The organism is Nocardia asteroides, assembly GCF_021183625.1.
GTDB lineage: Bacteria > Actinomycetota > Actinomycetes > Mycobacteriales > Mycobacteriaceae > Nocardia > Nocardia asteroides_A.
Genome location: NZ_CP089214.1, coordinates 2,544,524 through 2,568,261, shown reverse-complemented (window position 1 = coordinate 2,568,261; position 23,738 = coordinate 2,544,524). Strand labels below are relative to the sequence as shown.

The 23,738-nt window shown below is 73.4% G+C and carries 16 protein-coding genes; 7 read left to right on the top strand and 9 right to left on the bottom strand.

The window, feature by feature from the left end:
- Positions 1 to 8: 8 nt before the first annotated feature.
- The 4 genes from narI to LTT61_RS12435 are packed head-to-tail and all read right to left on the bottom strand — an operon-like array spanning position 9 to position 6,820.
- Positions 9 to 743, bottom strand: coding sequence for a respiratory nitrate reductase subunit gamma (gene narI, locus LTT61_RS12450; RefSeq protein ID WP_233020094.1), 735 nt, complete (start codon positions 741 to 743; stop codon positions 9 to 11).
- Positions 740 to 1,420: a nitrate reductase molybdenum cofactor assembly chaperone gene (gene narJ, locus LTT61_RS12445; protein WP_233020093.1), complete on the bottom strand. Its 681-nt coding sequence runs from the start codon at positions 1,418 to 1,420 to the stop codon at positions 740 to 742. Before narJ ends, narI begins: the two co-directional genes overlap by 4 nt.
- The gene (narH, locus tag LTT61_RS12440; protein ID WP_233020977.1) at positions 1,417 to 3,117 is read right to left on the bottom strand and encodes a nitrate reductase subunit beta; all 1,701 of its coding nucleotides are present in this window, start codon (positions 3,115 to 3,117) and stop codon (positions 1,417 to 1,419) included. Before narH ends, narJ begins: the two co-directional genes overlap by 4 nt.
- Before the next feature lie 10 nt (positions 3,118 to 3,127).
- Positions 3,128 to 6,820 (bottom strand): nitrate reductase subunit alpha, encoded by a 3,693-nt coding sequence (locus LTT61_RS12435; protein ID WP_420094775.1) that lies wholly within the window; start codon positions 6,818 to 6,820, stop codon positions 3,128 to 3,130.
- A gap of 346 nt (positions 6,821 to 7,166) precedes the next feature.
- Between LTT61_RS12435 and LTT61_RS12430 the strand changes: the two genes are divergently transcribed.
- The 3 genes from LTT61_RS12430 to LTT61_RS12420 all read left to right on the top strand — a co-directional run bounded on the left by LTT61_RS12430 (position 7,167) and on the right by LTT61_RS12420 (position 10,306).
- Positions 7,167 to 7,952, top strand: coding sequence for a helix-turn-helix domain-containing protein (locus LTT61_RS12430; RefSeq protein WP_233020091.1), 786 nt, complete (start codon positions 7,167 to 7,169; stop codon positions 7,950 to 7,952).
- Positions 7,953 to 8,210: 258 nt separating this feature from the next.
- Entirely contained in the window at positions 8,211 to 8,996 is a 786-nt protein-coding gene (locus LTT61_RS12425) for a helix-turn-helix transcriptional regulator (RefSeq protein WP_233020090.1), read from the top strand.
- Positions 8,997 to 9,364: 368 nt separating this feature from the next.
- Positions 9,365 to 10,306, top strand: a complete 942-nt coding sequence (locus tag LTT61_RS12420; RefSeq protein ID WP_233020089.1) for a hypothetical protein — start codon at positions 9,365 to 9,367, stop codon at positions 10,304 to 10,306.
- 47 nt (positions 10,307 to 10,353) lie between these two features.
- Here the strand turns inward: LTT61_RS12420 and LTT61_RS12415 are convergent, their stop codons facing one another.
- From LTT61_RS12415 to LTT61_RS12400, 4 genes are all read right to left on the bottom strand, one after another.
- Positions 10,354 to 12,129 (bottom strand): NTP transferase domain-containing protein, encoded by a 1,776-nt coding sequence (locus tag LTT61_RS12415; RefSeq protein ID WP_233020088.1) that lies wholly within the window; start codon positions 12,127 to 12,129, stop codon positions 10,354 to 10,356.
- A 10-nt stretch (positions 12,130 to 12,139) separates the two neighbouring features.
- Positions 12,140 to 12,862 (bottom strand): VOC family protein, encoded by a 723-nt coding sequence (locus LTT61_RS12410; protein WP_233020087.1) that lies wholly within the window; start codon positions 12,860 to 12,862, stop codon positions 12,140 to 12,142.
- 100 nt (positions 12,863 to 12,962) lie between these two features.
- A complete protein-coding gene (locus LTT61_RS12405; protein WP_233020086.1) occupies positions 12,963 to 13,268 on the bottom strand; it encodes an MGMT family protein in 306 nt (101 codons plus the stop codon).
- Positions 13,265 to 14,041, bottom strand: coding sequence for an alpha/beta hydrolase (locus LTT61_RS12400; RefSeq protein WP_233020085.1), 777 nt, complete (start codon positions 14,039 to 14,041; stop codon positions 13,265 to 13,267). Before LTT61_RS12400 ends, LTT61_RS12405 begins: the two co-directional genes overlap by 4 nt.
- 106 nt (positions 14,042 to 14,147) lie before the next feature.
- On the opposite strand from LTT61_RS12400, the gene LTT61_RS12395 reads away from it, so the two are divergent.
- Together LTT61_RS12395 and LTT61_RS12390 are read left to right on the top strand one after the other, a co-directional pair.
- Complete coding sequence (locus LTT61_RS12395; protein ID WP_420094774.1) at positions 14,148 to 17,615, top strand: ATP-dependent helicase; 3,468 nt, start codon at positions 14,148 to 14,150, stop codon at positions 17,613 to 17,615.
- Positions 17,546 to 21,100, top strand: a complete 3,555-nt coding sequence (locus LTT61_RS12390) for an ATP-dependent helicase (RefSeq protein ID WP_233020084.1) — start codon at positions 17,546 to 17,548, stop codon at positions 21,098 to 21,100. Before LTT61_RS12395 ends, LTT61_RS12390 begins: the two co-directional genes overlap by 70 nt.
- A 124-nt stretch (positions 21,101 to 21,224) precedes the next feature.
- Here LTT61_RS12390 and LTT61_RS12385 read toward each other — a convergent pair whose 3' ends face one another.
- Positions 21,225 to 21,620, bottom strand: coding sequence for a hypothetical protein (locus tag LTT61_RS12385; RefSeq protein WP_233020083.1), 396 nt, complete (start codon positions 21,618 to 21,620; stop codon positions 21,225 to 21,227).
- A 144-nt stretch (positions 21,621 to 21,764) separates the two neighbouring features.
- Between LTT61_RS12385 and LTT61_RS12380 the strand changes: the two genes are divergently transcribed.
- Positions 21,765 to 22,817, top strand: coding sequence for a potassium channel family protein (locus tag LTT61_RS12380; RefSeq protein WP_233020975.1), 1,053 nt, complete (start codon positions 21,765 to 21,767; stop codon positions 22,815 to 22,817).
- Positions 22,818 to 22,837: 20 nt separating this feature from the next.
- Positions 22,838 to 23,737, top strand: a complete 900-nt coding sequence (nudC, locus tag LTT61_RS12375) for an NAD(+) diphosphatase (RefSeq protein WP_233020082.1) — start codon at positions 22,838 to 22,840, stop codon at positions 23,735 to 23,737.
- Position 23,738 lies beyond the last annotated feature (1 nt).

The window sequence follows — 23,738 nt, the reverse complement described above, 5'->3', positions numbered from 1 at the left end:
CGAAGACCTCAGCGTGGCGGCAGAGCCGTCGACTCCCATGCCCGAGCATACCGCCGCGTATCCGCGGCATTCGTCTCCTTGCTCCGGTACACGATGTACGGCCGCGTCAGATACCCGATCGGCGCGCTGAACATGTGCACCAGCCGCGTATACGGCCAGATCGCCACCAAAACCAGGACGAACAACCCGTGCGCCTGGAACGTCCACGGCACGCCGACCATCAATTCGGGCTGTGGGTCGACGGTGAAGAGGCTGCGGAACCAGGGGGAGACGGTTTCGCGGTAGTTGTAGGTGCCCCAGAGCAGGTTGCTGCCGACGGTGTTGAGCAGACCGGTGAGCAGCGCGCCGGCGAGCAGGAAGTACATCACCTTGTCGGAGCGGGTGGTGGCGCGGCGCACGGCGGCCACCGTGAACCGGCGGTAGAGCAGGATGCCGATGCCGGTGATTACGGCGAGACCGGCGACGGAGCCCGCGGCGACGGCGACCACGTGGTACGTGTGGTGCGAGATGCCGATGGCGTCGGTCCAGGACTGCGGGATGAGGACGCCGAGCACGTGCCCGCCGAAGACGCCGAGCATGCCGAAGTGGAACAGCGGCGACCCGAGCCGCAACAACCGGCTCTCGTGCAGCTGGGAGGAGCGGGTGGTCCAGCCGAACTGGTCGGTGCGGTATCGCCACACGTGCCCGAGCAGGAACGAGGTGAAGGCGATGTACGGCAGCGTCATCCAGACGATGGTGCTCATCGGCGGCCCTCTCCCTCGGTGAACAGGCTGGGGTCCATGGCGAACGGCTCCAACCCGACGTCTTCGTCCGGCGGGCCCTGTGCGGCGAGTTCGGCGATCCGGCGGCGGTCGGCGGTGGTGAGCGGGGGCAGGGTCGCGGTCACCGCGCCGAGGACGGCGGCGTAGGGGGAGCCGGTGTCGGACAGCGAGAGGCGGAGCAGCTCGATCACCGGGAGGTGCTCGCCGAGCAGGCGTTCGCCGCCGATGGGGTCGACGGTGGCGGCGAATTCCAGCAGGACCGGGAGGTGGTCGGGGAGTTCGCGGTCGTCGAGTTCGACGCCGGCGTGCTGGTAGGCGTGTTTGAAGCGGAGCAGCGCCATGCCGCGTTTACGGGTGTCGCCGTAGGCGTAGAAGGTCAGGTGCAGGCTGGCGCGTTTGCGCAGGTCGAAGGTTTCGACGTAGGTCGCGGCCAGTTCGATCTCGCCGGTGTCGCGCAGGTAGTCGACGAACCCGGCGAGCGCGGGGCCGATCGGCGCGGGGAGCCGCGGGAGAGCGGACGACACGGTGTCGAGCAGCTCGAGCGTCTCGCGCCCCGGGTAGTCGAGGAGCAGCGCGGCGAGCCGCCAGACCAGCAGCCGGTCCGGCTCGGGTAGCGAGACCGCGGGCTCCGGGCGGTGGCGCAGTTTGAGCAGGCTCATCGCACGGCCGCCTCGTCCGCCGCTGCGGGACCGGATCGGGTGGCGCCGTTGCCACCCGCCGGCGCGGCGCCGTTGCCGCGCGGGACGCCATCGCCGTCGGGTGCGCCGTCACCGCCCACCGGCACCAACCCCTTCGTGCTCTGCCCATCCCAATCGAGCAGGTTGATCCGCCCCGACTTCCCCTCCGGCGCAGCCGAATTCGCATCCGTCAGATGGAACTTCTCGACCATCTGATCCAGCGCCGTCATCCCCGGCCCGCCGTCGGTATCCAGACTGCACCCCGTGGCGAGCGAATCCAGCTGGTGCGCTTCGGATCCCGCGCCGTTCGGGATCACATACCTGTGCTCGTACTTGGCGATGGCGAGCAGCCGGTACATGGCCTCGATCTCCTCCGGCTCCAGCCGGATCGACGGCGCGATAGTGAGATCCGGCTCCTGACCCAGATTCACCGAGCGCATGAACGCCCGCATCCCGGCGAGCCGCTGCAACGCCGCCCGCACCGGCCCGATCTCACCGGCGGTGAAGAGCTCGGCCAGGTACTCCACCGGAATGCGCAGCGCGTCGATGGCGCCGAAGAGATTGCCCGCGTCCTCGCCGTCGTGCCCGGTCTCGCTCAGCACGTCGACCACGGGGGAGAGCGGCGGCACATACCAGACCATCGGCATGGTCCGGTACTCCGGATGCAGCGGCAGCGCGATCTGGTAGTCGACGATGAGCTTGTAGACCGGCGAATCCTGCGCCGCCTGAATCCATTCCGGCGAGATCCCGGCGCGCTCCGCCTCGGCGATCACGCGCGGGTCGTGCGGGTTCAGGAACACCCCGAGCTGCGACGGGTAGAGGTCGGCGACCTCCGTCACCGACGCCGCCTCGGCCACCTTGTCCGCGTCGTAGAGCATGACGCCGATGTAGCGCAGCCGCCCGACGCAGGTCTCCGAGCAGACCGTCGGGATGCCGACCTCCACCCGCGGGTAGCAGAACGTGCACTTCTCGGCCTTGCCGGTCTTGTGGTTGAAGTAGATCTTCTTGTACGGGCAGCCGGTGACGCACTGCCGCCAGCCGCGGCACTTGTCCTGGTCGACCAGCACGATGCCGTCCTCGGCGCGCTTGTAGATGGCGCCGGAGGGGCAGGCGGCCGCGCAGGACGGGTTCAGGCAGTGCTCGCAGATGCGCGGCAGGTAGAACATGAAGGTCTGCTCGAACTCCAGCTTGACCTGCTCGGAGAGCTTGCCGAGCAGCGGGTCGCGGCCCACCTGCTCCGGCCCGGAGCCGAGGTCGTCGTCCCAGTTCGCCCCCCAGGTGACCTGGGTGTCCTCGCCGGTGATCAGCGATTTCGGCCTGGCCACCGGAACGGTGTCGGTCGGCGGGGAGGAGAGCAGGTTGTCGTAGTCGTAGCTCCACGGCTCGTAGTAGTCCGCGACGGTTGGTAGCTCCGGGTTGGCGAAGATGTTCAGCAACCGCTTGAACCGCGACCCGGATTTCAGCGTGAGCTTGCCGCGCTTGGTGAGCGTCCAGCCGCCCTTCCACCGCTCCTGGTCCTGGTACTGCCGCGGGTACCCCTGGCCGGGGCGGGTCTCCACATTGTTGAACCAGACGTACTCGGTGCCGCCCCGGTTGGTCCACGCCTGCTTGCAGGTGACGCTGCAGGTGTGGCAGCCGATGCACTTGTCCAGGTTCATCACCATGGCGAGCTGGGCCATGACACGCATATCAGTACTCGACTTTCTGCGAGCGGCGGCGGATGGTGGTGACCTCGTCGCGCTGATTCCCGGTCGGGCCGTGGTAGTTCAGCGCGAACGACTGCTGCGCGTACCCGCCGATCAGGTGCGAGGGTTTGATCATGATCCGGGTGAGCGCGTTGTGGATGCCGCCGCGCTTGCCCTTGCCCTTGAAGTCGGCGGCGCCGGTGCCCTCGATGCGCGGCACGTCCACCGCGCGGTCCTGCGCGTGGTACATGAAGACGGTGCCCTCCGGCATCCGGTGGCTCACGATCGCGCGGGCGACCACGACGCCGTTGCGGTTCACCGCCTCGATCCAGTCGTTGTCCGCCACCCCGATCTTGGCGGCGTCGCGCTCCGACATCCAGATCGACTGCCCGCCCCGGCTCAGCGTCAGCATGTGCAGGTTGTCCTGGTAGGCGGAGTGGATGGACCACTTGGAGTGCGGGGTCAGGTAGCGCACGGTGACGCCGCGCTCGGTGACGCTGCCGATGCCGGGCTCGGCGAAGAGCGCGGACATGTCCAGCGGCGGCCGGAACACCGGGAGCTGCTCGCCCAGCTCGATCATCCAGTCGTGGTCGAGGTAGAAGTGCTGCCTGCCGGTGAGCGTGTGCCAGGGCTTGAGCCGCTCGACATTGATGGTGAACGGGGAGTAGCGGCGGCCGCCGGTCTCGCTGCCCGACCACTCCGGCGAGGTGATCACCGGGACCGGGCGGGCCTGGGTGTCGGCGAAGGTGATCCGCTTGCCCTCGTGCTCGCGGGCCAGGTCGGCGAGTTCGGTGCCGGTGCGCCGCTCCAGTGCCTCGAACCCCTCCACCGCCAGCCGACCGTTGGTGGTGCCGGAGAGCGCGAGGATCGCCTCGGCGGCGTGCGTGTCCTTGGCCAGCGAGGGCCTGCCCTGCGCGACCCCGGAGACGACGGTGCCGTTGGTGCCGGCCAGGTAGCGCACCTCCGGTTCGGGGTAGGTGGTGACGCCCTTGGTGGTGACGCCGAGCGTCTCGACCAGCGGCCCGAGCGCCGCCATCTTCTCCGCCAGCCGCGGGTAGTCGCGCTCGACCTCGACCAGCTTGGGCATGGTGCGGCCGGGGATCGGCTCGCACTCGCCGGCCCGCCAGTCCAGCACCTTCCCGCCCGCCTGGGCCAGCGCGTCCGGGGAGTCGTGCTGCAGCGGAACCGCGACGATGTCCCTGCGCACCCCGAGATGCTTCTCCGCGAGCCAGGAGAAGCCGCGGGCGATCCGGTGGAACGCGTCGAAATCGGTCTTCGCCTCCCACGGCGGCGAGATGGCCGGGGAGAAGGCGTGCACGAAGGGGTGCATGTCGGTGGAGGAGAGGTCGTGCTTCTCGTACCAGGTGGCGGCGGGCAGCACGATATCGCTGAAGAGCGTGGTGCTCGTCATCCGGAAGTCGAGCGAGAGCAGCAGGTCGAGCTTGCCGGTGGCGGCCTCGTCGCGCCAGACCAGCTCCTGCGGCCGCACGCCGGGGGTGTCGTCGGTCTGCAGGTTGGAGTCGGAGCCGAGCAGGTGCCGGTGGAAGTACTCGTTGCCCTTGCCGGAGGAGCCGAGCAGGTTGGCCCGCCAGACCGTGAGGCAGCGCGGGAAGTTCTCCGGGGCGTCCGGGTCCTCGCAGGCGAAGCGAAGAGCGTTCGATTTCAGCTCGTCCACGATGTATTCGGCGGCGGGCTTGCCTGCTTCGGCGGCTTGGTCGGCGAGGTCGAGCGGATTGCGGTCGAAGGTGGGGTAGCTGGGCATCCAGCCGAGGCGGGTCGCCAATGCGATGTTGTCGGCGGCGGTGCGCCCGGCGAAGCGGCCGGTGGCGAGCGGAGAGGCGAAGGTCTCGGCGGTGAAGGGGTCGTAGCGCCACTGGTCGTTGCTCAGGTACCAGAAGACGGTGCCCTGCATCTGCCGCGGCGGGCGCTGCCAGTCCAGCCCGAAGGCCAGCGTCGACCAGCCGGTCACCGGGCGGCACTTCTCCTGCCCGACGTAGTGCGCCCAGCCGCCGCCGTTCACGCCCTGGCAGCCGGTGAGCAGGGTCAGGGTGAAGAACGAGCGGTAGATCTGGTCGGAGTGGAACCAGTGGTTGGTGCCCGCGCCCATGAGGATCATCGAGCGGCCGCCGGATTTCTCGGCATTGTCGGCGAACTCGCGCGCGATCCGCTGCGCCTGCACCGCCGGGACGCCGGTGATCCGCTCCTGCCAGGCCGGGGTGTAGGGCTGTTCGGCATCGTCGTAGCCGGTGGGCCAGGTACCGGGCAGCCCGTCGCGGCCGACCCCGTACTGCGCGAGCAGCAGGTCGAAGACGGTGGTGACCCGTTTCCCGGCGACCTCGCGGGTCGGCACCCCGCGCAGCAGCACCTCGGGCGAGTCGGCGTCGAAGCGGGGAAGCCGCACGGTCGCGGGCTCGCCGCCGAGCAGGGTGAGCAGCGGGCGCGTATCGCCCAGATCGAGGTTCCAGCGGCCGGCGTCGGCGGCGTTGAAGCGGTGGCCGAGCGCGCCGTTCGGCACCACCGGTTCGCCGCCCTCGTCCAGCAGGACCGGCTTGTGCGCGGCCCCTTCACCGGATTCGCCCAGGTCGGCGGCGGTGAGGAACTTGCCGGGCAGCTCGCCGTCCAGGCAGACCAGGTACGGCAGGTCGGTGTAGCGGGTGACGTAGTCGTGGAACCGCTCGGTGCGCCGCTCGGTGAAGAACTCGCGCAGGATCACGTGGCCCATCGCCATCGCCAGCGCCGCGTCGGTGCCCGGCCGCGCGGGCACCCACTCGTCGGCGAACTTGGTGTTGTCGGCGTAGTCCGGCGAGACCACGATGACCTTCTGGCCGCGGTAGCGGGCCTCGGTCATGTAGTGCGCGTCCGGGGTCCTGGTCACCGGGACGTTCGAGCCCCACATGATCAGGTAGCTCGCGTCGAACCAGTCCGCCGACTCCGGCACGTCGGTCTGGTCGCCGAAGACCTGCGGCGATGCCACCGGCAGGTCCGCGTACCAGTCGTAGAAGGAGAGCATGGAGCCGCCGAGCAGCGAGATGAACCTGGCGCCCGCGGCATGGCTGACCATGGACATGGCCGGGATCGGGGAGAACCCGGCGACCCGGTCCGGCCCGTACTCCTTGACCGTGTGCACGTGCGCCGCGGCGGCGATTTCGGCCGCCTCCCACCACTCGGCCCGGACGAAGCCGCCCTTGCCGCGCGCCGCCTTGTACCGCTTCGCCTTCGCCGGGTCCTCGACGATGTCGGCCCAGGCAAGCACGGGATCCTTGAGCCGCTCCTTCGCCTCCCGGTACAGCTCGAGCAGCACCCCGCGCACGTAGGGGTAGCGCACCCGGGCGGGGGAGTAGGTGTACCAGGAGAAGGAGGCGCCGCGCGGGCAGCCGCGCGGCTCGTACTCCGGCTTGTCCGCGCCGACCGACGGGTAGTCGGTCTGCTGCGACTCCCAGGTGATCACGCCGTCCTTGACGTAGATCTTCCAGGAGCAGGAGCCGGTGCAGTTCACGCCGTGCGTCGAGCGCACCACCTTGTCGTGCGACCAGCGGTCCCGGTAGAACTCGTCGGCCGAGCGCCCGCCCACCCGGTGCACGCTGCGCAGATCGTCCGAGGTCTCGTCGCGCCGGAAGTAGCGCCCGAGCCGGAGCAGCGCGTCACCCGGATCCTGCGTTTCTCGCGTATCGGCCACCACCCGAGGGTAAGGAGGCATCGTCGCAGGTCAAAACGGTTGTCTCACAACCCGCTTCGGTCCGGGGTGAGCTGTGAGGCGGCAGCAACACCCCGGTCACGGAGGCCGCGGATCACCTGGCCGAACGGGCCTGGCCGGCGCCGCTGTGATGGTTCGGAAACAGCCGGTTCTCGGGCGCTTTACATTTGTTTACACAGCCGGCGACGGGACCTTAGGTAAAGAATCGATAAAGTTTCGTGGCTCCGCGCGCTGTTTCCGCCCGGATCGCTGAGCATGGGGCAACACAGGATCGGCCCACACACCGCGGCCGACGCGTCGATGAGCTCCGCCGGTTCGCGGTGTACGACAGCGCAGGGAGTGGTGTGCCGTGCCGGATGGTGTGCTGGAAGCTCGCGACCGCCTCGACGTGGTGCCCCCGACCTTCGGGGGCACGCTGCGCCGGATTCGCGACGATCGCGGCGTCTCCCGCGAGAAACTCGCCTTCGCCGCCGGGGTGAGCGCCAGCTACATCGCGCACCTGGAGAGCGGCGAGCGCGAGCACCCCACCCGCTCGGTGGTCGACGCGCTGCTCCGCTACCTGGACCGGGTGGTCCGGCTGCCCGCCGACGACCGCAGGCACCTGTTCGAGCTGGCCGGGCTCGCCGTCACCGAGGTGCCGACCGTCGATGAGCTGCGCGCGGGCATCGGCCCGGCCATGCGGCGCGGGCTGAGCCTGCACGACCCCAACCCGGCGGGCTTCTTCGACGCGCGCTGGAACCTGCTCGCGGTGAACCGGGTGGCCGCGGCGATGTTCCCCGGCCTCGCCGAGGGCGGGAACATGCTGCACTGGATGTTCGGCGACCCGGCCGCGCGCCGCGCCCTGCCGGACTGGGAGCGGGTCACCGCGCTCAGCGTCGCGAACCTGCGCGGCCGGATCGGCAGGCCGGGCGAGGCCGCGTGGGCGGGCGGGCTGCTCGCCGAGCTGAGCCGCTACCCGGAGTTCCGCAGGCTCTGGAGCACCGGCGCCATCTCCTACGGGGGCGACCTCCCGAAGCTGCGCTTCCACGATGCCGCCGCGGGCGCCACCTGCCTGCTGGAGTTCCAGGTCTACGAGGTCGACTCCGGCGTGCACCCGGGCTGGATCCGCTTCTTCCTCGGCTTCCGGAGCAGCTGAGCGCGGGCTCGTCCGCGCAGGGTCGATCGGCAGGGCCGAAAGTCCCCACTTCGCCGGGGCGACCGGCGCTGGTCATTTCCCCGGTAATTCGTCGTTTAATATCGGCTCAGCGTGCTCGACGGGGTGGGCCGCCGATATGGCACGCGCTGTGGGAAATGTCTCGCACCGTCGCGCGCCTTCGGTTTGCCACCGGAAAGCCGGGCCGCGTGTGGTCAACTACGGTGCTGCGTCGGATGGCGAATCGGGAGCGGGGTTGCTGTGGCACGCAAGACACCCGGGTCGGGTGCGGAGGGGCAGCTGCGGCTGCCGACGCTCGGGGGGTTGCTCCGGGAGTTGCGGGACAGCCGCCGGATCTCCAGGGAGAAGCTCGCCTTCGCGGCAGGCGTGAGCGCCAGCTACATCACCCACCTGGAGAACGGCGACCGGGACCGCCCCACCCGCCCGGTGCTCGCGGCGCTGATCGCGTACCTGGACCGGATCGAGGTGCTCGGCGACGACGAGCGCAGGCACCTGCTCGAGCTGGCCGGGCTCGACCACGCCGAGCTGCCCGAGCCGGAGACCCTGCGGGCCGCCATCACCAGGGACATGCACCGCACGCTCGCCATGCAGGAGCCCAACCTCGCGGCCTACCTCGACATTCGCTGGAATGTCCTGGCCTGCAACGATGCCTACCGCGGCGCGTTCCCCGGGCTGGAGGCGGCAGGCAATGTGCTGCGCTGGTTCTTCGCCGATCCGGTGGCCGCGCGGGTGGTGCTGGAGTGGGAGGACGAGGCCATGCTCGCGGTGCAGTCGCTGCGCGCCGCGATCGGCCGCTACGCCGAATCGGAATGGGCGGTCGGTTTTCTCGCCGAACTGGCCGAGTTCCCGGAGTTCCGCAGGCTGTGGGAGCGCGGCGGCGCCTCGTACGGGCGCGAGCGGCTCGCCATGTACCTGCGCGACCCGCGCACCGGGGTGCCGCAGCACATCGCGGTGCAGACCTTCCGGCTGGACGCGGGGCCGTACCCGGGCTTCGTGCAGTACTACCTCGGGATGCGGGTGCGCTGAGATCGACCGGCAAACGGGCGAATTCGATTAACTAGAAGTTAGCTGAAACGGTCCGCCGGTGGTGTGTCCGACCCGTGCGGCGGGATCGCGTGGTTCGCAATGCCTGCTTCGGAGCGGATGCCGAGATTTTGCCCGACCACGATCGATTCCGCCTGCGGTTCAGCGGAATCCGGTGTGTCACTGCCGGGTGTATGTACAACAAGGGGTTTGCCGGAACAACGGCGATTCGTGGACATCTGCCTGTCCGCCTCGGTAGACCTGACTCCGAGACAATTCAGCTCGAATGGGCGAGACGTATTCCGGAGCAGGGATCCAGTGGTTCGTACCGAACCGGACCGGAATCGTGGACCGCGGGGAAGTGAGCCGGAATGGTGCAGGGTTTCGAGTCCGTACCGCATATTTCGCTGGCCGCCGCCGGAGACGGCAGCTCCGGCACCTTCGCGGTGTGCGGCGAGGAGGGGAACGCGCTGTGGTACGGGCCGTTCGCGGCCGACGATCCGGACCACCCGCGCGGTGACCGGCTCGCCGCGGCGACCGCCGCGGCGTCCCGCGCGGTCTGGCTGGCCGGCCGGGCCCGCACCGACGCCGGGCTGGACGAGGCCACCCTGCACCTCTGCGTCATCGACTCCGACATCGACGCGACCGCACTGGCCTGCGCGGCCTCGCTGGCCGGGCTGGCGCTGGATCTGATCGTCACCGACGACAATCCCGCACTCGACTGGTGCCACGCCTACGGGCGGCTGAACTGGCGCGCCGGAATCCTCGACGACCTCATCGGCGACTGCGAACCCGCGGCGCTCGACGATGCCGCCGACCCCGGCTCCACCGCCAGGCTCGTGCACCGACAACTCCATACGGCCCCTGAGGAAAGGCTTGCCACCATGTACCACGCCACCGCCGACCGTCCGGACTCCTTCGACCCCATCGACGAGAGCGTCGAGCTGCGCGCCGCGCTGGAGGCGCTGCTGCTGCACGACGCGGTCGGGCTCGACGCCAAGATGCGGCATGCGATCGCCGCGGTGGTCCACCTCGCGGTGGACACCCCGCACGGCCCCCCGGAGGACGCCATCGAGTTCCTCGGCAGGCTCGACGCGGCCTGGCTGATCGCCGCCTGGCAGGAGCAGGACACCGAGCTCTCGCTGATCGCCACGCTCGCCGCGGGCGAGGTGCCCGCGCTCTCCTGGTGCGAGCTCATGTTCACCACGGCGCTGGCGCCGTGGTCGACCAGCCCGGTCGCGCTGCACGCGCGCCGCATCTTCGCCACCGACCGCTCCGGCAGGCAGATGCAGCTGCGCGCGCACGGCGCGTAGCCGGGGGCGCCGGACTCCGCGATCCCGCGGTGCCCGCCGGGATCGAATCAGCGGGAAAGTGGCAGGAACTCGACGAGCGCGCCGTCGGCGGCGCCCGCCGGGACCACCACCAGCCCGTCGCGGCCGACCAGCCCGCCGAGGTGGGCGGTGCGGATGGCGGGGTCGCCGAGGAATCCGCCCCCCGGGGCGTACCTGGCCGGGACGACGCGCGGCACCGCGGCCGCGATCTCGGCGGCGTTGTGCAGGGGGCCGCGCAGGGTGCGGTTCGGGGTGGCGCCGGTGCGGCCGGAGACGAGGGCGGGGGCCAGCGCGAGCAGGGTCGCCACCGCGGCGTAGGGGTTGCCGGGGAGGCCGAGAATCGTTGTGCCGCCCGGTGTCTCGGCCACGAGGGTGGAGCCGCCGGGGCGGAGGCGGAGGCGGGGAACGAGGATGCGCGCGCCCGCCCTCGCCACCGCGCCGCGCAGCTGGTCGGCCGCGCCGCCGCCGGTCGCGCCCACGACGACCAGCAGGTCGCGGTCGTGCGCGGCGTCGAGGACGGCGTCGAAGCCGTGCGCGGTGTCGCGCAGGTGCACGCGGTCGACGGTGGTGATGCCGCAGGTCGCGAGGAGGTCGGGGAGGACGGGGCCGATGGAGTCCCTGGTCTGGCCCGCGTGCAGGGGGCCGTCGGCGCGGATCTCGTCGCCGGTCATCACGATTCGAGCGCGGACCGGGCCGCGCACGGTGGCGGTGGTGACCTCGACCGAGGCGGCGGCGGAGATCAGCGCCGTGGTGATCGGGGTGTTCGCCGGGGCGATCTCGTCGCCGGGCGCGCGGTCCTCGCCCCGGTGGCGGATGTCGTCGCGGAGCGGGGAGTCGGGGAGCAGCGCGAGTGTATCCGTGCGGGCCTGCTGTGGATCGGCGGCCGTGCCGGGGAGCAGGCCGGCGAATTCGTCGCGGACGACGCGGGTGGTCCCGTCGGGGACGTGCGCGCCGGTGGCGATCCGTACCGCCTCGCCCGGCTCCAGCCCGGCGGGGCGTTCGCCGCCCGCGTACCCGATATCGCGGCGGATCCGCCACGGGCCGGGCCCGGCGACGGCGTACCCGTCCATCGCGGAGACGTCGAAGCGGGGGAGCGGGCCCGCGGCGCGCAGCGGCTCGGCCAGCGCGGCGCCGCGGGCGGCGGCGAGCGCGGTGCCGCGCGCGGGCAGCGGGGTCAGGCCGGTGCGCAGGGCGGCGCGGGCGTCGTCGAGGGTGTCGCCGAGCACGGTGCGGGCGCGCAGCACCTGCTCGGCGGTGTCGCAGTCGTCGGTGCCCGGCAGCTCGAGCACCGTGCTCGCGGCCGGGACCAGCGCCTTCATCGGGTGGTTCACCGGCGAGCCGAGCCCGGCGAGCGCGGCATCGAGCGCACTGCGCCGCCACACCCCGATCAGGTACTGCGGGCGGCCGTCCCGATCCGCCGCGAAGGCCGCGTCCGCCGCGCCGAGGTGCTCGATGAGCCGCCGCACGGTGTCGGCGGTGAGGAAGGGCAGGTCCGCGGCGAGCACGACCACCAGCGGCGCAGGCTCCGCCCCGAGCGCGGCCAGCCCGGCGGCGAGCGCCGCGACCGGGCCGGAGCCGGGCGGCTGCTCCCTGGTCTGGTGCACGGCCGGGCCGAGCCCCGCGCGCTCCGGGCCGACCACCGCGATCCGCGCACATCCGGCGACCGCGGCCAGCGCGGCGTCGAGCAGCGACCGGCCGCCGACCACGATGCCCGGCTTGTCGACGCCGCCCATCCGGCTCGCCCGGCCGCCGGCCAGCACGACCGCGTCGGCCCGCTCCGGCGGTTGTGCGGCGCGGTTCCCCATGCGGGCGATGCTAGTTCGTCGGCTTCCCGCGCTCGGCCTCGACCAGACAGAACGGATTGCACTCCGGGTCGAGGAAGCGGGTGCCGCCATCCGGCCGCGCGACGGCGCCCGCGGCGGTGAGCCGCTCGGCCGCGGCGGTACCCGCGCGCGTCCCGAGCTCCAGGTGCAGCCGGTCGTCGCCCGGCCCCGGATGCGGGATGAACTCCAGCCAGGCGCCCAGCTCGGTGGGCGAGCGCAGCCCGGCCACCGCGCCGTCCCGCGCGACCGGCCACCCCGATGCCAGCGACCAGAACGCCGCCAGCCGGGCGGGCGTCGCCGCGCCGACCACCACCGCGGCCAGCGCGCCGGTGCCCGTGTACTCCGGCCGCGGCTCCAGCACGCAGAACTCGTTGCCCTCCGGGTCGGCGAGCACCACCCACGGCACCGCGCCCTGGCCGATGTCCAGGTGGGCGCCGCCCAGCTCCAGTGCCAGGCGCACGCGGTCGTCCTGCTGGCGCGGGCTGTACGAGGCGAGGTCGAGGTGCAGGCGGTTGGGGGCCGCGTGCGCGGGCGCGTCCGGCGGAGCCGCGCGGAAGGTGAGCGCCGGGCCGGGCAGGCCGGGGTCCGGCGGGGCGATGTCGACCCGGTCGCCGCGGTCGAGGGTCACGGTCCAGCCGAGCAGCCGGGCCCAGAACTCCGCGAGCGCCCGCGGGCGCTGCGCGCGGACCGCGACGTACACCAGGCGGGTGGACATGTCCCCACGGTAGTGCGCGGATTCCGTCCCCGAGGCCGAACGCCGCGGTCGCGTGCGGCGCGGCGGAGCGGTGCGCGACGGCCGCCGCCCGCCCGAACGCTCAGTCCAGCTCGGCGAACCGGTGCCGCGCCGCCCGCAGCCGGACTCGCCCGTCGACGATCGGCACCCCCTCGGCGGCGAGCAGCCGCAACTGCCGCTCGGCGAGGTGCGCGGCCGGGCGCCCGCTCGCGCCGAGCACCCGGTGCCAGGGCAGGTCGCCGGAGTCGGTGCGCATGATCCAGCCGACCGTGCGCGGGCTGGAGAGCCCCGCCGCCGCGGCCAGGTCGCCGTAGGTGGTCACCCGCCCGGCCGGGACCGCGGCCACCAGCGCCCGCACTCGCTCGATCTGCTCGTCACCGGTCGTCACAGCATCGACCGGATCAGCGCCGCCGTCTCGGCGGGCAGCTCCTGCGCCACCATGTGATCGCAGTCCCACTGCAGCAGCCGGAAATTCGACCCGAGCCGCTCGGAGATCGCCGCCTGGAACTCCGTCGTGAGGAACGGCGGCTGCACCCGCATGGCCTGCACCAGCACGGTCGGCAGCTCCGCGGGCGGCAGCACGTACCCGCGCGCCAGCTGCCCCCAGTAGGAGTTCACCGCCGGAAGGCTCATCCGCCACCCCACCTGCCCGTTCGCGGTCGGCACCAGGTGCTCCGCCAGCTCCGCCTCCAGCAGCCGCGGCGCGACCGAGCCCCACCCGGTCTCCCGCTTGTCCCGGCGCGCCTGCGCCACGCTGTCGTAGTCCGGGTGCGCCAGCGAGGCGAGCGCGATGTCGAGCATCCGCTCCGGCTCCAGCCCGATCGCCGAGTCCAGCAGCACCAGGCTGCGCACCAGGTCCGGCCGCCGGTGCGCGAGGTGCAGCGCGCAGGCCCCGCCGAACGAGTGCCCGACCAGCAGCACCGGCCCGGTGCCCTCCGCCTCCAGCAGCGCGACGAGATCGGCGACCACCGTCTCGAAGTTCCACGGCGGCACCCCGGTCGAGCGGCCGTGCCCGCGCAGGTCGGGCGCGAGCACGCGGAGCTCGGGCAGGTGCTCGTCGGCGAGCGCCTCCCAGCGTCTGCCGTGCCCGGTCACGCCGTGCAGCGCGAGGACGACCCGGCCGGTCTCCGGACCGAAGCGATGGACGTGCAGATCGGGCATCCGATCATTTTGACGCGTGTCGAACGGCGGTGTCGCGGCGGCCGCCGAAGTGGAGCTGTCGGGGGCGTCTGTTGGAATAGCCGGCGTGGTGCGATCGGATAGCGCGGTGCGGCTCGTTCGCCGGCGGATAACCGCGCCCCGGATCCCCGTCCGGGGCGCCGAGGTGCGCGCGCTCTTCGCCGCCGAGGAGGCGGGGTCGGTCCGGCCGGGGTGGCGGCCGTGGCAGGTGCTCGGCGGGCCGGGCACCGGCAAGACCACGCTGCTGGTCGAGTACGCGGCGGAGCGGATCGCGGCGGGCGTCGACCCGGGATCGGTGCTGGTCGTCACCTACTCGAAGGAGGCGGCGAACACCCTGCGGGACGCCGTCACGGCCCGGCTGCGCCCGGACGGCGCCGACGAGGGCGGCGTGCCCGGCGCCAGCCGCGAGCCGCTGGCCCGCACCCTGCACTCCTACGCCTTCGGCATCCTGCGCAGCCACGCCACCAGGCACGGCAATCCACCGCCCCGATTGCTCACCGGTGCCGAGCAGGACGCCGTCGTCCGCGAGTTGCTGCAGGGCGACCTGCTCGACATGGCCGCCGGCGCCCGGCTCTGGCCGCAGCGGCTGCAGCCCGCGCTCGGGCTGGCAGGCTTCGCCGACCAGCTGCGCGACCTCATGCTGCGCGCCACCGAGCGCGGGCTCGGCCCGGAAGACCTGGTCCGGCTCGGCCGCGAGCACGACCGCGAGGAGTGGGTGGCGGCCGGGCGGTTCGCCCGCCGGTTCGAGGAGTCGCTGCTGCTGCGCTGGTCGGTCGGGGTGGAGGCGCCGGAGGCGAGCGCGCCCGCGCTGGACGCCGCCGAGCTCGTCGGCGCCGCGCTCGACGCGCTCGCCGCCGACCCCGAGCTGCTCGCCGAGGAGCGTGAGCGCATCCGCTACCTGCTCGTCGACGACGCGCAGCACCTCGACCCGCAGGCCGCGCTGCTGGTGCGCGTGATCGGCACCGGATCGGCCACCACCGTCCTCGCCGGCGACCCCGACCAGGCCGTCTTCACCTTCCGCGGCGCCGACCCCGCCTTCATCGCCGACCCGGGTGCCCCCGCCGACCGGCGGATTCTGCTGCGCCGCAACCACCGCACCGAGGGCCCGATCGAGCTCGCGGTCGCCCGCATCGCCGGGCGGTTGCCCGGGAATCCGCCGCACCGGGTGGTGGAATCGGCGCTCGACATCGACGGCGAGCCGACCGAGGACGACCTCCCTCCCGCGGAGGTGCGGGTCCGGGTGCTGTCGACGCCGGCGAAGGAGGCGGCGCTGGTCGCCGACCACCTGCGCCGCGCGCACCTGAGCGACGGCGTCCCGTGGTCGCGGATGGCGGTGATCCTGCGCTCGGTGCCCGCCTCGCTCGCCCCGCTGCGCCGCGCCCTGCTCGCGGCGGGCGTCCCCGTGCACCAGCCCGCCCCCGACGTCCCGCTGGCGCGCAGGCGCGGCGCCGCCTGGCTGCTGCTCGCGGTCCGCGCCCTGCTCGCCGGCGACGAGACCCGGCGCGGCCCCGACGGCTCCACCGCCCAGCTCTTCGAGCCGGAGGACGCGCTCGACCTGCTCGCGGGCCCGCTCGGCGGCGCCGACCAGATCGCGCTGCGCAGACTCCGCCGGGGCATCCGCCGCGCCGCGCTCGACCGCGAACCGGAGCCGGACGACCGCTCGTCCGCGGAGGCGCTGCGCGACATCATCGTCGGCACCGGCGACAGCGCCCTGCTGGCCCGGCTCACCGAGGTCGAGTCGGCCCCGCTGCGCCGCACCCTCGCCGCGCTGAAGCGCGGAAGGGCAGCCCGCAGCCGCGGCGGCGCCGTCGAGGACGTGCTCTGGGCGCTGTGGACCGGCTCCAGGCTGGAGCGCCGCTGGGTCGCGCAGTCCGAGCGCGGCGGCGCCGTCGGCATGCAGGCCGACCGCGACCTGGACGCCGCGGTCGGGCTCTTCGACGCGGCCGCCGCCTACGTCGACCGGCTGCCGCGGGCCAGCCTCGAGGGGTTCGTCGAGTACGTGCGGCAGCAGGAGATCCCGCAGGAGTTCTCCGCCCCGGCCGCCCCCGGCGAGGCCGTCGAGCTGCTCAGCGCGCACGCCGCCGCAGGCCGCGAGTGGGACGTGGTCGCGGTGGCCGCGGTGCAGGAGGGGCTCTGGCCCAACCCGCGCCCGCGCGGCACCCTGCTGCACACCGAGGACCTGGTCGACCTGTACGGCGGGGTCTCCGGCGCGGGCGAGCGGGTCAGCCGGGCGGCGCCGATCCTGGCCGAGGAGCGCAGGCTGCTGCTGGTCGCGTGCAGCCGGGCGCGGCGCTCGCTGCTGGTCACGGCGGTCGAATCGGTCACCGGCGACCGGGATCTGGTGCCGTCGCGCTTCCTCACCGAGCTGCTCGGGCACAGCGACGACGGCGAGCCGGGGGTGCTCCCGGTGGCCGATCCGGGCCGCGCGCTGGTGCTGCACGCGCTCGTCGCCGAGCTGCGCGGCGTCGTCTGCGATCCGGAGGCGGACGGGGAGCGGCGCGACCGGGCCGCGCACCAGCTGGCCCGGCTGGCCGCCGCCGGGGTGCGCGGCACGCACCCGGACGAGTGGTACGGCACCGGCGCGCCGAGCACCGCCGAGCCGCTCTGGGCCGACGACGGCACCCCGGTGAACCTCTCGCCATCCACCGTCGAGCTGCTGCGCACCTGCCCGCTGCGCTGGGCGCTCGAGCGCAACGGCGGCAGCGACGGCGAGAACCCGTACGCGCTCAAGGGCAACCTGGTGCACACCCTGGTACAGGCGCTGGCCGGGAAGGTGCCGGAGGAGCGGGTGCGGGCGGCGCTCTACGAGGCGTGGGCCAATGTCGAGCCGGGCAACGGCTGGCATTCGCGCCAGGAGCTGCGCCGCACCGAGGGCATGCTGGAGAACTTCCTCGCCTGGTTCCGCGCCACCCGCGCCGAGCTCACCCAGGCCGGGGTGGAGATCGCCGTGGACTGCCTGCTGCCCGCCCGTGGCGAGGGCGAGCCGCCGGTGCGCATCCGCGGCCGGGTGGATCGGCTGGAGCGCGATGCCGACGGCCGGTTCGTCATCGTCGACGTCAAGACCGGCAAGAGCCCGGTCACCCGGCAGGCCGCCGCCGACCACGCCCAGCTCGCCACCTACCAGGTAGCCGTAGCCGCGGGCGCCATCGACGCCGCCCTCGCCGCCGCGGCGGCCGCCGACAGCCCCGATGCCGGTCCCCCCGCCAACTCCGGCGAGGCCGCGCCCGGGGGCGAGGCAGCGGCTGGCGACGGCGCGGCCACGGGTGCCGTTTCCGGCCCCGAGCCCAGTGCGGGCACCGCGACCGAACCACAAGCCCCCGGCGGGGCCCGGCTGGTCTACGTGGCCGTCCCGAACACCAAGCAGGGGGCGGCCGAACGCGCCCAGCCCCCGCTGACCGACGAGGCACTGGACGGCTGGCGCGATACCGTGCACGATGCGGCGGGCGCGACCAAGGGCCCCGGCTTCCGCGCCGTCCGCAACGACGGATGCAGGCACTGCCCGGTCACCGGGTGCTGCCCGACGCGCGACACGGGGAGGCAGGTGACCGACGAGTGAGCGCCGCAGGCGCGTACCCCGGCCCGGCCGTGACCCCGCACGCACTGGCCGACGCACTCGGCCTCCCCCCGCCGACCGACGAGCAGGCGGCGGTGATCGCGGCCCCGCCCGGCCCCGCCCTCGTGGTCGCGGGGGCAGGCGCGGGCAAGACCGAGACCATGGCCGCCCGGGTGGTCTGGATGGTCGCCAACCACCTCGTCGCCCCCGACCAGGTGCTCGGCCTGACCTTCACCCGCAAGGCCGCGCAGCAGCTCACCGCCAGGATCCGCACCCGGCTGGCCCGGCTGGCAGGCGCACCCCTGCTCCGCGACCTCGACCCCGGCGGCGAGCTGCGCACCCTGCTGGCCGGCGCGGAGCCGGAGATCAGCACCTACCACTCGTACGCGGGCAGGCTGCTCACCGAGCACGGCCTGCTGCTCCCGGTCGAGCCGTCCGCCACCCTGCTCACCGAGACCCAGCTCTGGCAGCTCGCGCACCAGGTGGTGCGGAGCTGGGAGGGCGAGCTGGACACCGACCGCACCCCGGTCTCGGTGACCGAGGCGGTGCTCGCGCTGAGCGGCCAGCTCGCCGAGCACCTGGTGGAGCCGGAGCAGCTGGCCGAGGCGCACACCGAGCTGGAGAAGCTGGTGTTCACGCTGCCGGCGGGGCCGCGGCAGCGCGGCGGGCCGAGCAAGAGCCTGCAGGACATCGTCGGCGCGCAGCGCGAACGGGTCGCGCTGCTTCCGCTGGTGCGCAGGCTCGCCGAGGCGCTGCGCAAGCGCGGCGCGCTGGACTTCGGCTCGCAGATGTCGCTCGCCGCCCGGCTCGCCGCCGAGCACCCCGAGGTGGGCGCCGCCGAGCGCGACCGCTTCCGGCTGGTGCTGCTCGACGAGTACCAGGACACGGGCCACGCCCAGCGCATCCTGCTCGCGGCGCTCTTCGGCGGCGACGGCCCGCAGCGGGAAGCGGACCGGCTCCCGCTCGCGGTGACCGCGGTCGGCGACCCCATGCAGTCCATCTACGGCTGGCGCGGCGCCTCCGCGGCCAACCTGCCGCGCTTCACCACCGACTTCCCCGCCGCGCCCGGCGTGCCCGCTCCGACGCTCTCGCTGCTCACCAGCTGGCGCAACCCGCCGGAGCCGCTGGTGCTGGCCAACCTGATCTCGGAGCCGCTGCGGCGCGCGGCGATCGACGCGGGCGGCGTCACCGTTGCGCAGCTGCGCGCCGCCCCGCACGCCGGGCCGGGCACGGTGGCGCTCGCGCTCACCGACACCGTCACCGCCGAGCGGGACTGGGTCGCGGAGCGGGTGGCCGCGGAGTGGCGGGCCAAGCGCGCGGCAGGCGAGCCGCCGCCGACCTCGGCGGTGCTGGTACGCCGCAACGCCGACGCCGCCCCGCTGGCCGAGGCGCTGCGCGAGCGGGACCTGCCGGTGGAGATCGTCGGGCTCGGCGGGCTGCTCGCCGCCCCCGAGGTCGCCGATGTGGTCGCCACCCTGCGGCTGATCGCGGAGCCGGGCGCGGGCAGCGCCGCGCTGCGGGTGCTCACCGGCGCCCGCTGGCAGCTCGGCATCGCCGATGTCGCCGCGCTGGCCAGGCGCGCCCGCGAACTCTCCATTGCCCGCCGCCAGGGCGAGGCCGGGGGCGACATCACCGACGCCGCCGGGCTCGCCGCGGCGCTGCGCGACGTGGCGCCGGAGCCGGCCGAGCAGGCCGGGCTGGCCGACGCCGTCGCCGACCCAGGCCCGGCGACCAACTACTCGGAGCAGGGGTACGCCAGGATCGCCGCGCTCGCACGGGAACTGGCGGCGCTGCGCGAGCGGGCCGGGCAGCCGCTCACCGAACTGGTCGCCGACGTCGAGCGGACCATCGGCGTCGCGGTGGAGACCCAGGCCAGGCGGGCCATGCTCGGCGCGGGCGCGGGCCGCGAGCACCTGGACGCCTTCGCCGACGTGGTCTCCGGCTACGCCGCCGACTCCGATGCCACGCTGGCCGGGCTGCTCGCCTTCCTCACCGCGGCCGAGTCGGTGGAGAACGGGCTGGAGCCCGGCGAGATCGAGGTCGCCAAGGACCGGGTGCAGATCCTCACCGTGCACGCCGCCAAGGGGCTGGAGTGGGAGGTGGTCGCGGTGCCGCACGTCGCGGCGGGCGTCTTCCCCTCCGGCACCGGCTCCTCGACCTGGCTCGGCGCCCCCGCCGAGCTGCCGACCGCGCTGCGCGGCGACCGGGCCTCCGCGGAGTCGGTGGACGGCGTCCCGGTGCTCGACCTGCTCGACCTCGGCGACCGCGCCGACCTGGATCGGGCCATCGCCGAGCACAGGGAGGCGCTCGGCGCCCGCCGGCTCGAGGAGGAGCGGCGGCTCTTCTACGTGGCGCTCACCCGCACCGAGCGGGTGCTGCTGGTCTCCGGCTTCTGGTGGGCGGAGACCGGCTCGAAACCGAAGGGCCCGTCGGACTTCCTGCTCGAGCTGCGGGCGGCGGGCGAGGCGGCAGACGGCCTGCTGGAGCAGGCGCAGTGGGCCGACCCGCCGCCGGACGGCGCGGAGAACCCGCTCACCGACGAGCCGATCGGCGCCGATTGGCCGCGCGACCCGCTCGGGCACCGGCGCGCCGCGGTGACCGGCGGGGCCGAGCGGGTGCGGAACGCACTCGCCCGCCTGCGCGCCGAAGATTCCGATCATGCCGTCCCCCCTGGGTCGTCGAGCCCGGACGACCCCAGTGTGGCAGCGGGGTCCGACACCGAACCCGACCCGGACGGCTGGGCCGATGACGTGGACGCGCTGCTCGCCGAGATCGCCGCCGAGCGGGCGACGGGGGAGCGGGAGGTCGAGCTGCCCGGCCGGATTCCGGCCACCGCCCTTGTCGACCTGCGCGCCGACCCGGCCGCGCTGGCGGCCCGGCTGCGCAGACCGCTGCCGTACCCGCCGAACCCGATGGCGCGCCGCGGCACCGCCTTCCACGCCTGGGTGCAGCGCTGGTTCGCCGCCGACCAGCTCCCCGGCCTGGACGATCTGCCCGGCGCGGCGGACGCGGGCGCTGAGGGTGGCGATGCCGAACTCGCCCGCATGCAGGAGCGCTTCCTCGGCTCGGCCTGGGCCAACCGCTCCCCGATCGACGTCGAGATCCCCTTCGAGACCACCATCGCGGGCACCGTCGTCCGCGGCCGGATGGACGCCGTCTTCGCCGACGCGGACGGCTGGACCGTCGTCGACTGGAAGACCGGCGCCGAGCCGGACAACGCCGACGAGCCCGCGCTGGCGATGCAGCTCGCGGTCTACCGCGTCGCCTGGGCCCGGCTCATGGCCGGGCGCACCGGCGCCACCGAGGCCGAGCTGCTCGACAAGGTCACCGCCGCCTTCTACTACGTCCGCACCGGCCGCACCGTCGCCCCCACCGGCCTGGCGGGCCCGGAAGAGCTCGCCGAACTCGTCCGCGCCGCCGCGCCCGCCCGCGAGGCGGAAACGGTCGGCAACGCGGGCGACCGGATCGACGAGGACCCGGAGGGCTGAGGCCACGGCGCAAGAGGTGCCTGCCGTGCGGGAGCCGAGCGGTGATCGGACCGCGGCCCGGCGGCGCCCCTCGCCGGTGCGGCGATCCGCCGCGAAGCGCGCGCCTCCCGGCCGGGAGGAGAACTCAGCCCCGTGCCTTGCGGCTCACCGAGAGCGCGGTCGTGATCATCGGAATCTGCAGCGGCAGCCGCAGGATCGAGCCCAGCTTGAACAGCGGCGACGCCTTGGGATTCGTCACCACGTCCACCGCCATCTGCACATTCGCCGGGAACACCGCGAGGAAGAGCAGCGCGGCGAGCTTGCCGCCGAGCCCCCTGCTCCGCGGTACCAGCAGGGTGCCTGCCACGGCGAGCTCGGCGACCCCGGAGGCGTAGGTGTAGGTGCGCGCCTGCCCCGGCAGCGCGGGCGGCACGATCGAGTCGAAGAACTTGGGGGTGACGAAGTGCATCACGCCCGCGCCGGCCAGCCCGCCTGCGAGCAGCAGCGCGGGACGGCGGGCGGGGTCGGTGGTGGTTGCCATGGTTCACCCTGACATTCGCCCCCCGTTCGCGTCGAGCCCCGCCGCCGTCCCCGGCATCGGTTAGGCTGCCGTCCTGTGCCGGAGGAAGATGCTGGGCTCCGCGAGGATCGGCCCGGCGAACGAAGCGGGCGGGTCTTCGCCGATCTGCGATTGCGGCCGCGTGCCGTCGGGCTGACCGGGCGCCCGGATTTCGCGCTCGTCGGCGTGCTGCGCATCCCGGAGATCCAGAGCAGCCCGTGGATCTCGCTCACCCGCCGGGTGCTGTTCGCGGTCTTCCTGCTCTTCTTCGCCGCCTTCGTGGTCTGGCTCGGCCGGGACGGCTACCGCGACAACTCCGGCGACGAGCTCTCCTTCCTCGACGCGTTCTACTACGCCACCGTCTCGCTCTCGACCACCGGCTACGGCGACATCGCCCCGATCTCGCCGGAGGCCAGGCTGGTCAACATCATCGTCATCACCCCGCTGCGGGTCCTCTTCCTCATCGTGCTGGTCGGCACCACCCTCGGCGTGCTGACCGAGCGGTCCCGGCAGGCGTTCAAGATCCAGCGTTGGAGGCACCGCGTGCGCAACCACACCGTCGTCGTCGGCTACGGCACCAAGGGCCGCACGGCGATCGACGCCATGCTCGGCGACAACGTCCAGCCCGGCGACATCGTCGTGGTCGACACCGACCTGACCGCGCTGGAGGCCGCCGCCAACGCCGGGCTGGTCACCGTGCACGGCTCGGCCACCCAGTCCGACGTGCTGCGCCTGGCCGGGCTGCAGAACGCCAGCTCAGTGGTGGTCGCCACCAACCGTGACGACACCGCGGTGCTGGTCACGCTGACCGCCCGCGAGCTGAACAAGAAGGCCAAGATCGTCGTCGCCATCCGCGAGGCGGAGAACATCCACCTGCTGCGGCAGTCCGGCGCCGACTCGGTGGTCGTCTCCTCGGAGACCGCGGGCAGGCTGCTCGGCATCGCGACCACCACCCCGTCGGTGGTGGAGATGATGGAGGACCTGCTCACCCCGGAGCACGGCTTCGCGGTGGCCGAGCGCGAGGTGGAGCTCTCCGAGGTGGGCGGCTCGCCGCGGCACCTCAGCGACATCGTGCTCGGTGTCGTGCGCGGTGGCGACCTGATCCGGGTGGGCGAGCCCGAGGTGGACGCGATCGAGACCGGCGACAAGCTGCTCTACATCAAACGCGTCGCGAAATAGCCGCACGCTAGGCTCGACGCGTGTCTTTCACGCTCAAGGATGTTCCGCTGCTGTCGCGTTCCACGATCGATCGGGCCGAGCACATCAGGGCCGATGAGCAGGCGCTGAAGGAGGGCTGGGCCCGGGCGCTGCTGCTGCACGTCGATCGGCGCGGCCGGTTCCGCCGCACCGCGGGCGCGCTGGTGCTCGAGCCCGCCGTCGACTACTCGGCCGAGCCGAGCCCGAACGCGGTCTTCCTCGGCACCGACCCCGACGGCAGGCACCTCTGGGCGATCCGGGAGCCCGAGCTCACCGGCGACCTCACCGACCTGCGCGCCCTCGCCGGCGACCTGGACGACTACACCGCGGGCATCCTCACCGCGGCCATGGCCCTGCTGAACTGGCACGACAAGGCCGGCTTCAGCGGCGCCGACGGCGCGACGACGGCGACGAGCAGGGGCGGCTGGTCCCGGACCACCGAGGCCGGGCACGAGGAGTTCCCGCGCATCGACCCCGCGGTGATCTGCCTGATCCACGACGGCGGCGACCGGGTGCTGCTCGCCCGCCAGCACAGCTGGCCGCCCACCCTGTTCTCGCTGCTCGCCGGCTTCGTCGAGGCGGGCGAGTCGCTGGAGCGCTGCGTCGAGCGGGAGATGCTGGAGGAGGTGGGCGTGCACGTGCGCGACATCACCTACCTGGGCAGCCAGCCGTGGCCGTTCCCGCGCTCGCTCATGCTCGGCTTCGCCGCCGTCGGCGACCCCGAGGAGGAGCTGGTCTTCTCCGACGGCGAGATCGCCGAGGCGCACTGGTTCACCCGCGCGGAGGTCAGGGAAGCCCTGGAGCAGGGCGACTGGTCCGCGCGGGAGAGCGGCTCCCGGCTGCTGCTGCCCAGCAGCATCTCGATCGCCCGCACCATCGTGGAGTCGTGGGCGGGCGTCTAGT

Excerpts from the sequence above, each read along its gene's own strand:
- narI (WP_233020094.1), bottom strand. The coding sequence starts at position 743 with ATGAGCACCATCGTCTGGATGACGCTGCCGTACATCGCCTTCACCTCG.
- narJ (WP_233020093.1), bottom strand. The coding sequence starts at position 1,420 with ATGAGCCTGCTCAAACTGCGCCACCGCCCGGAGCCCGCGGTCTCGCTA.
- narH (WP_233020977.1), bottom strand. The coding sequence starts at position 3,117 with ATGGCCCAGCTCGCCATGGTGATGAACCTGGACAAGTGCATCGGCTGC.
- LTT61_RS12435 (WP_420094775.1), bottom strand. The coding sequence starts at position 6,820 with ATGCCTCCTTACCCTCGGGTGGTGGCCGATACGCGAGAAACGCAGGAT.
- LTT61_RS12420 (WP_233020089.1), top strand. The coding sequence starts at position 9,365 with ATGGTGCAGGGTTTCGAGTCCGTACCGCATATTTCGCTGGCCGCCGCC.
- LTT61_RS12415 (WP_233020088.1), bottom strand. The coding sequence starts at position 12,129 with ATGGGGAACCGCGCCGCACAACCGCCGGAGCGGGCCGACGCGGTCGTG.
- LTT61_RS12410 (WP_233020087.1), bottom strand. The coding sequence starts at position 12,862 with ATGTCCACCCGCCTGGTGTACGTCGCGGTCCGCGCGCAGCGCCCGCGG.
- LTT61_RS12400 (WP_233020085.1), bottom strand. The coding sequence starts at position 14,041 with ATGCCCGATCTGCACGTCCATCGCTTCGGTCCGGAGACCGGCCGGGTC.
- LTT61_RS12390 (WP_233020084.1), top strand. The coding sequence starts at position 17,546 with ATGCAGGCACTGCCCGGTCACCGGGTGCTGCCCGACGCGCGACACGGG.
- LTT61_RS12385 (WP_233020083.1), bottom strand. The coding sequence starts at position 21,620 with ATGGCAACCACCACCGACCCCGCCCGCCGTCCCGCGCTGCTGCTCGCA.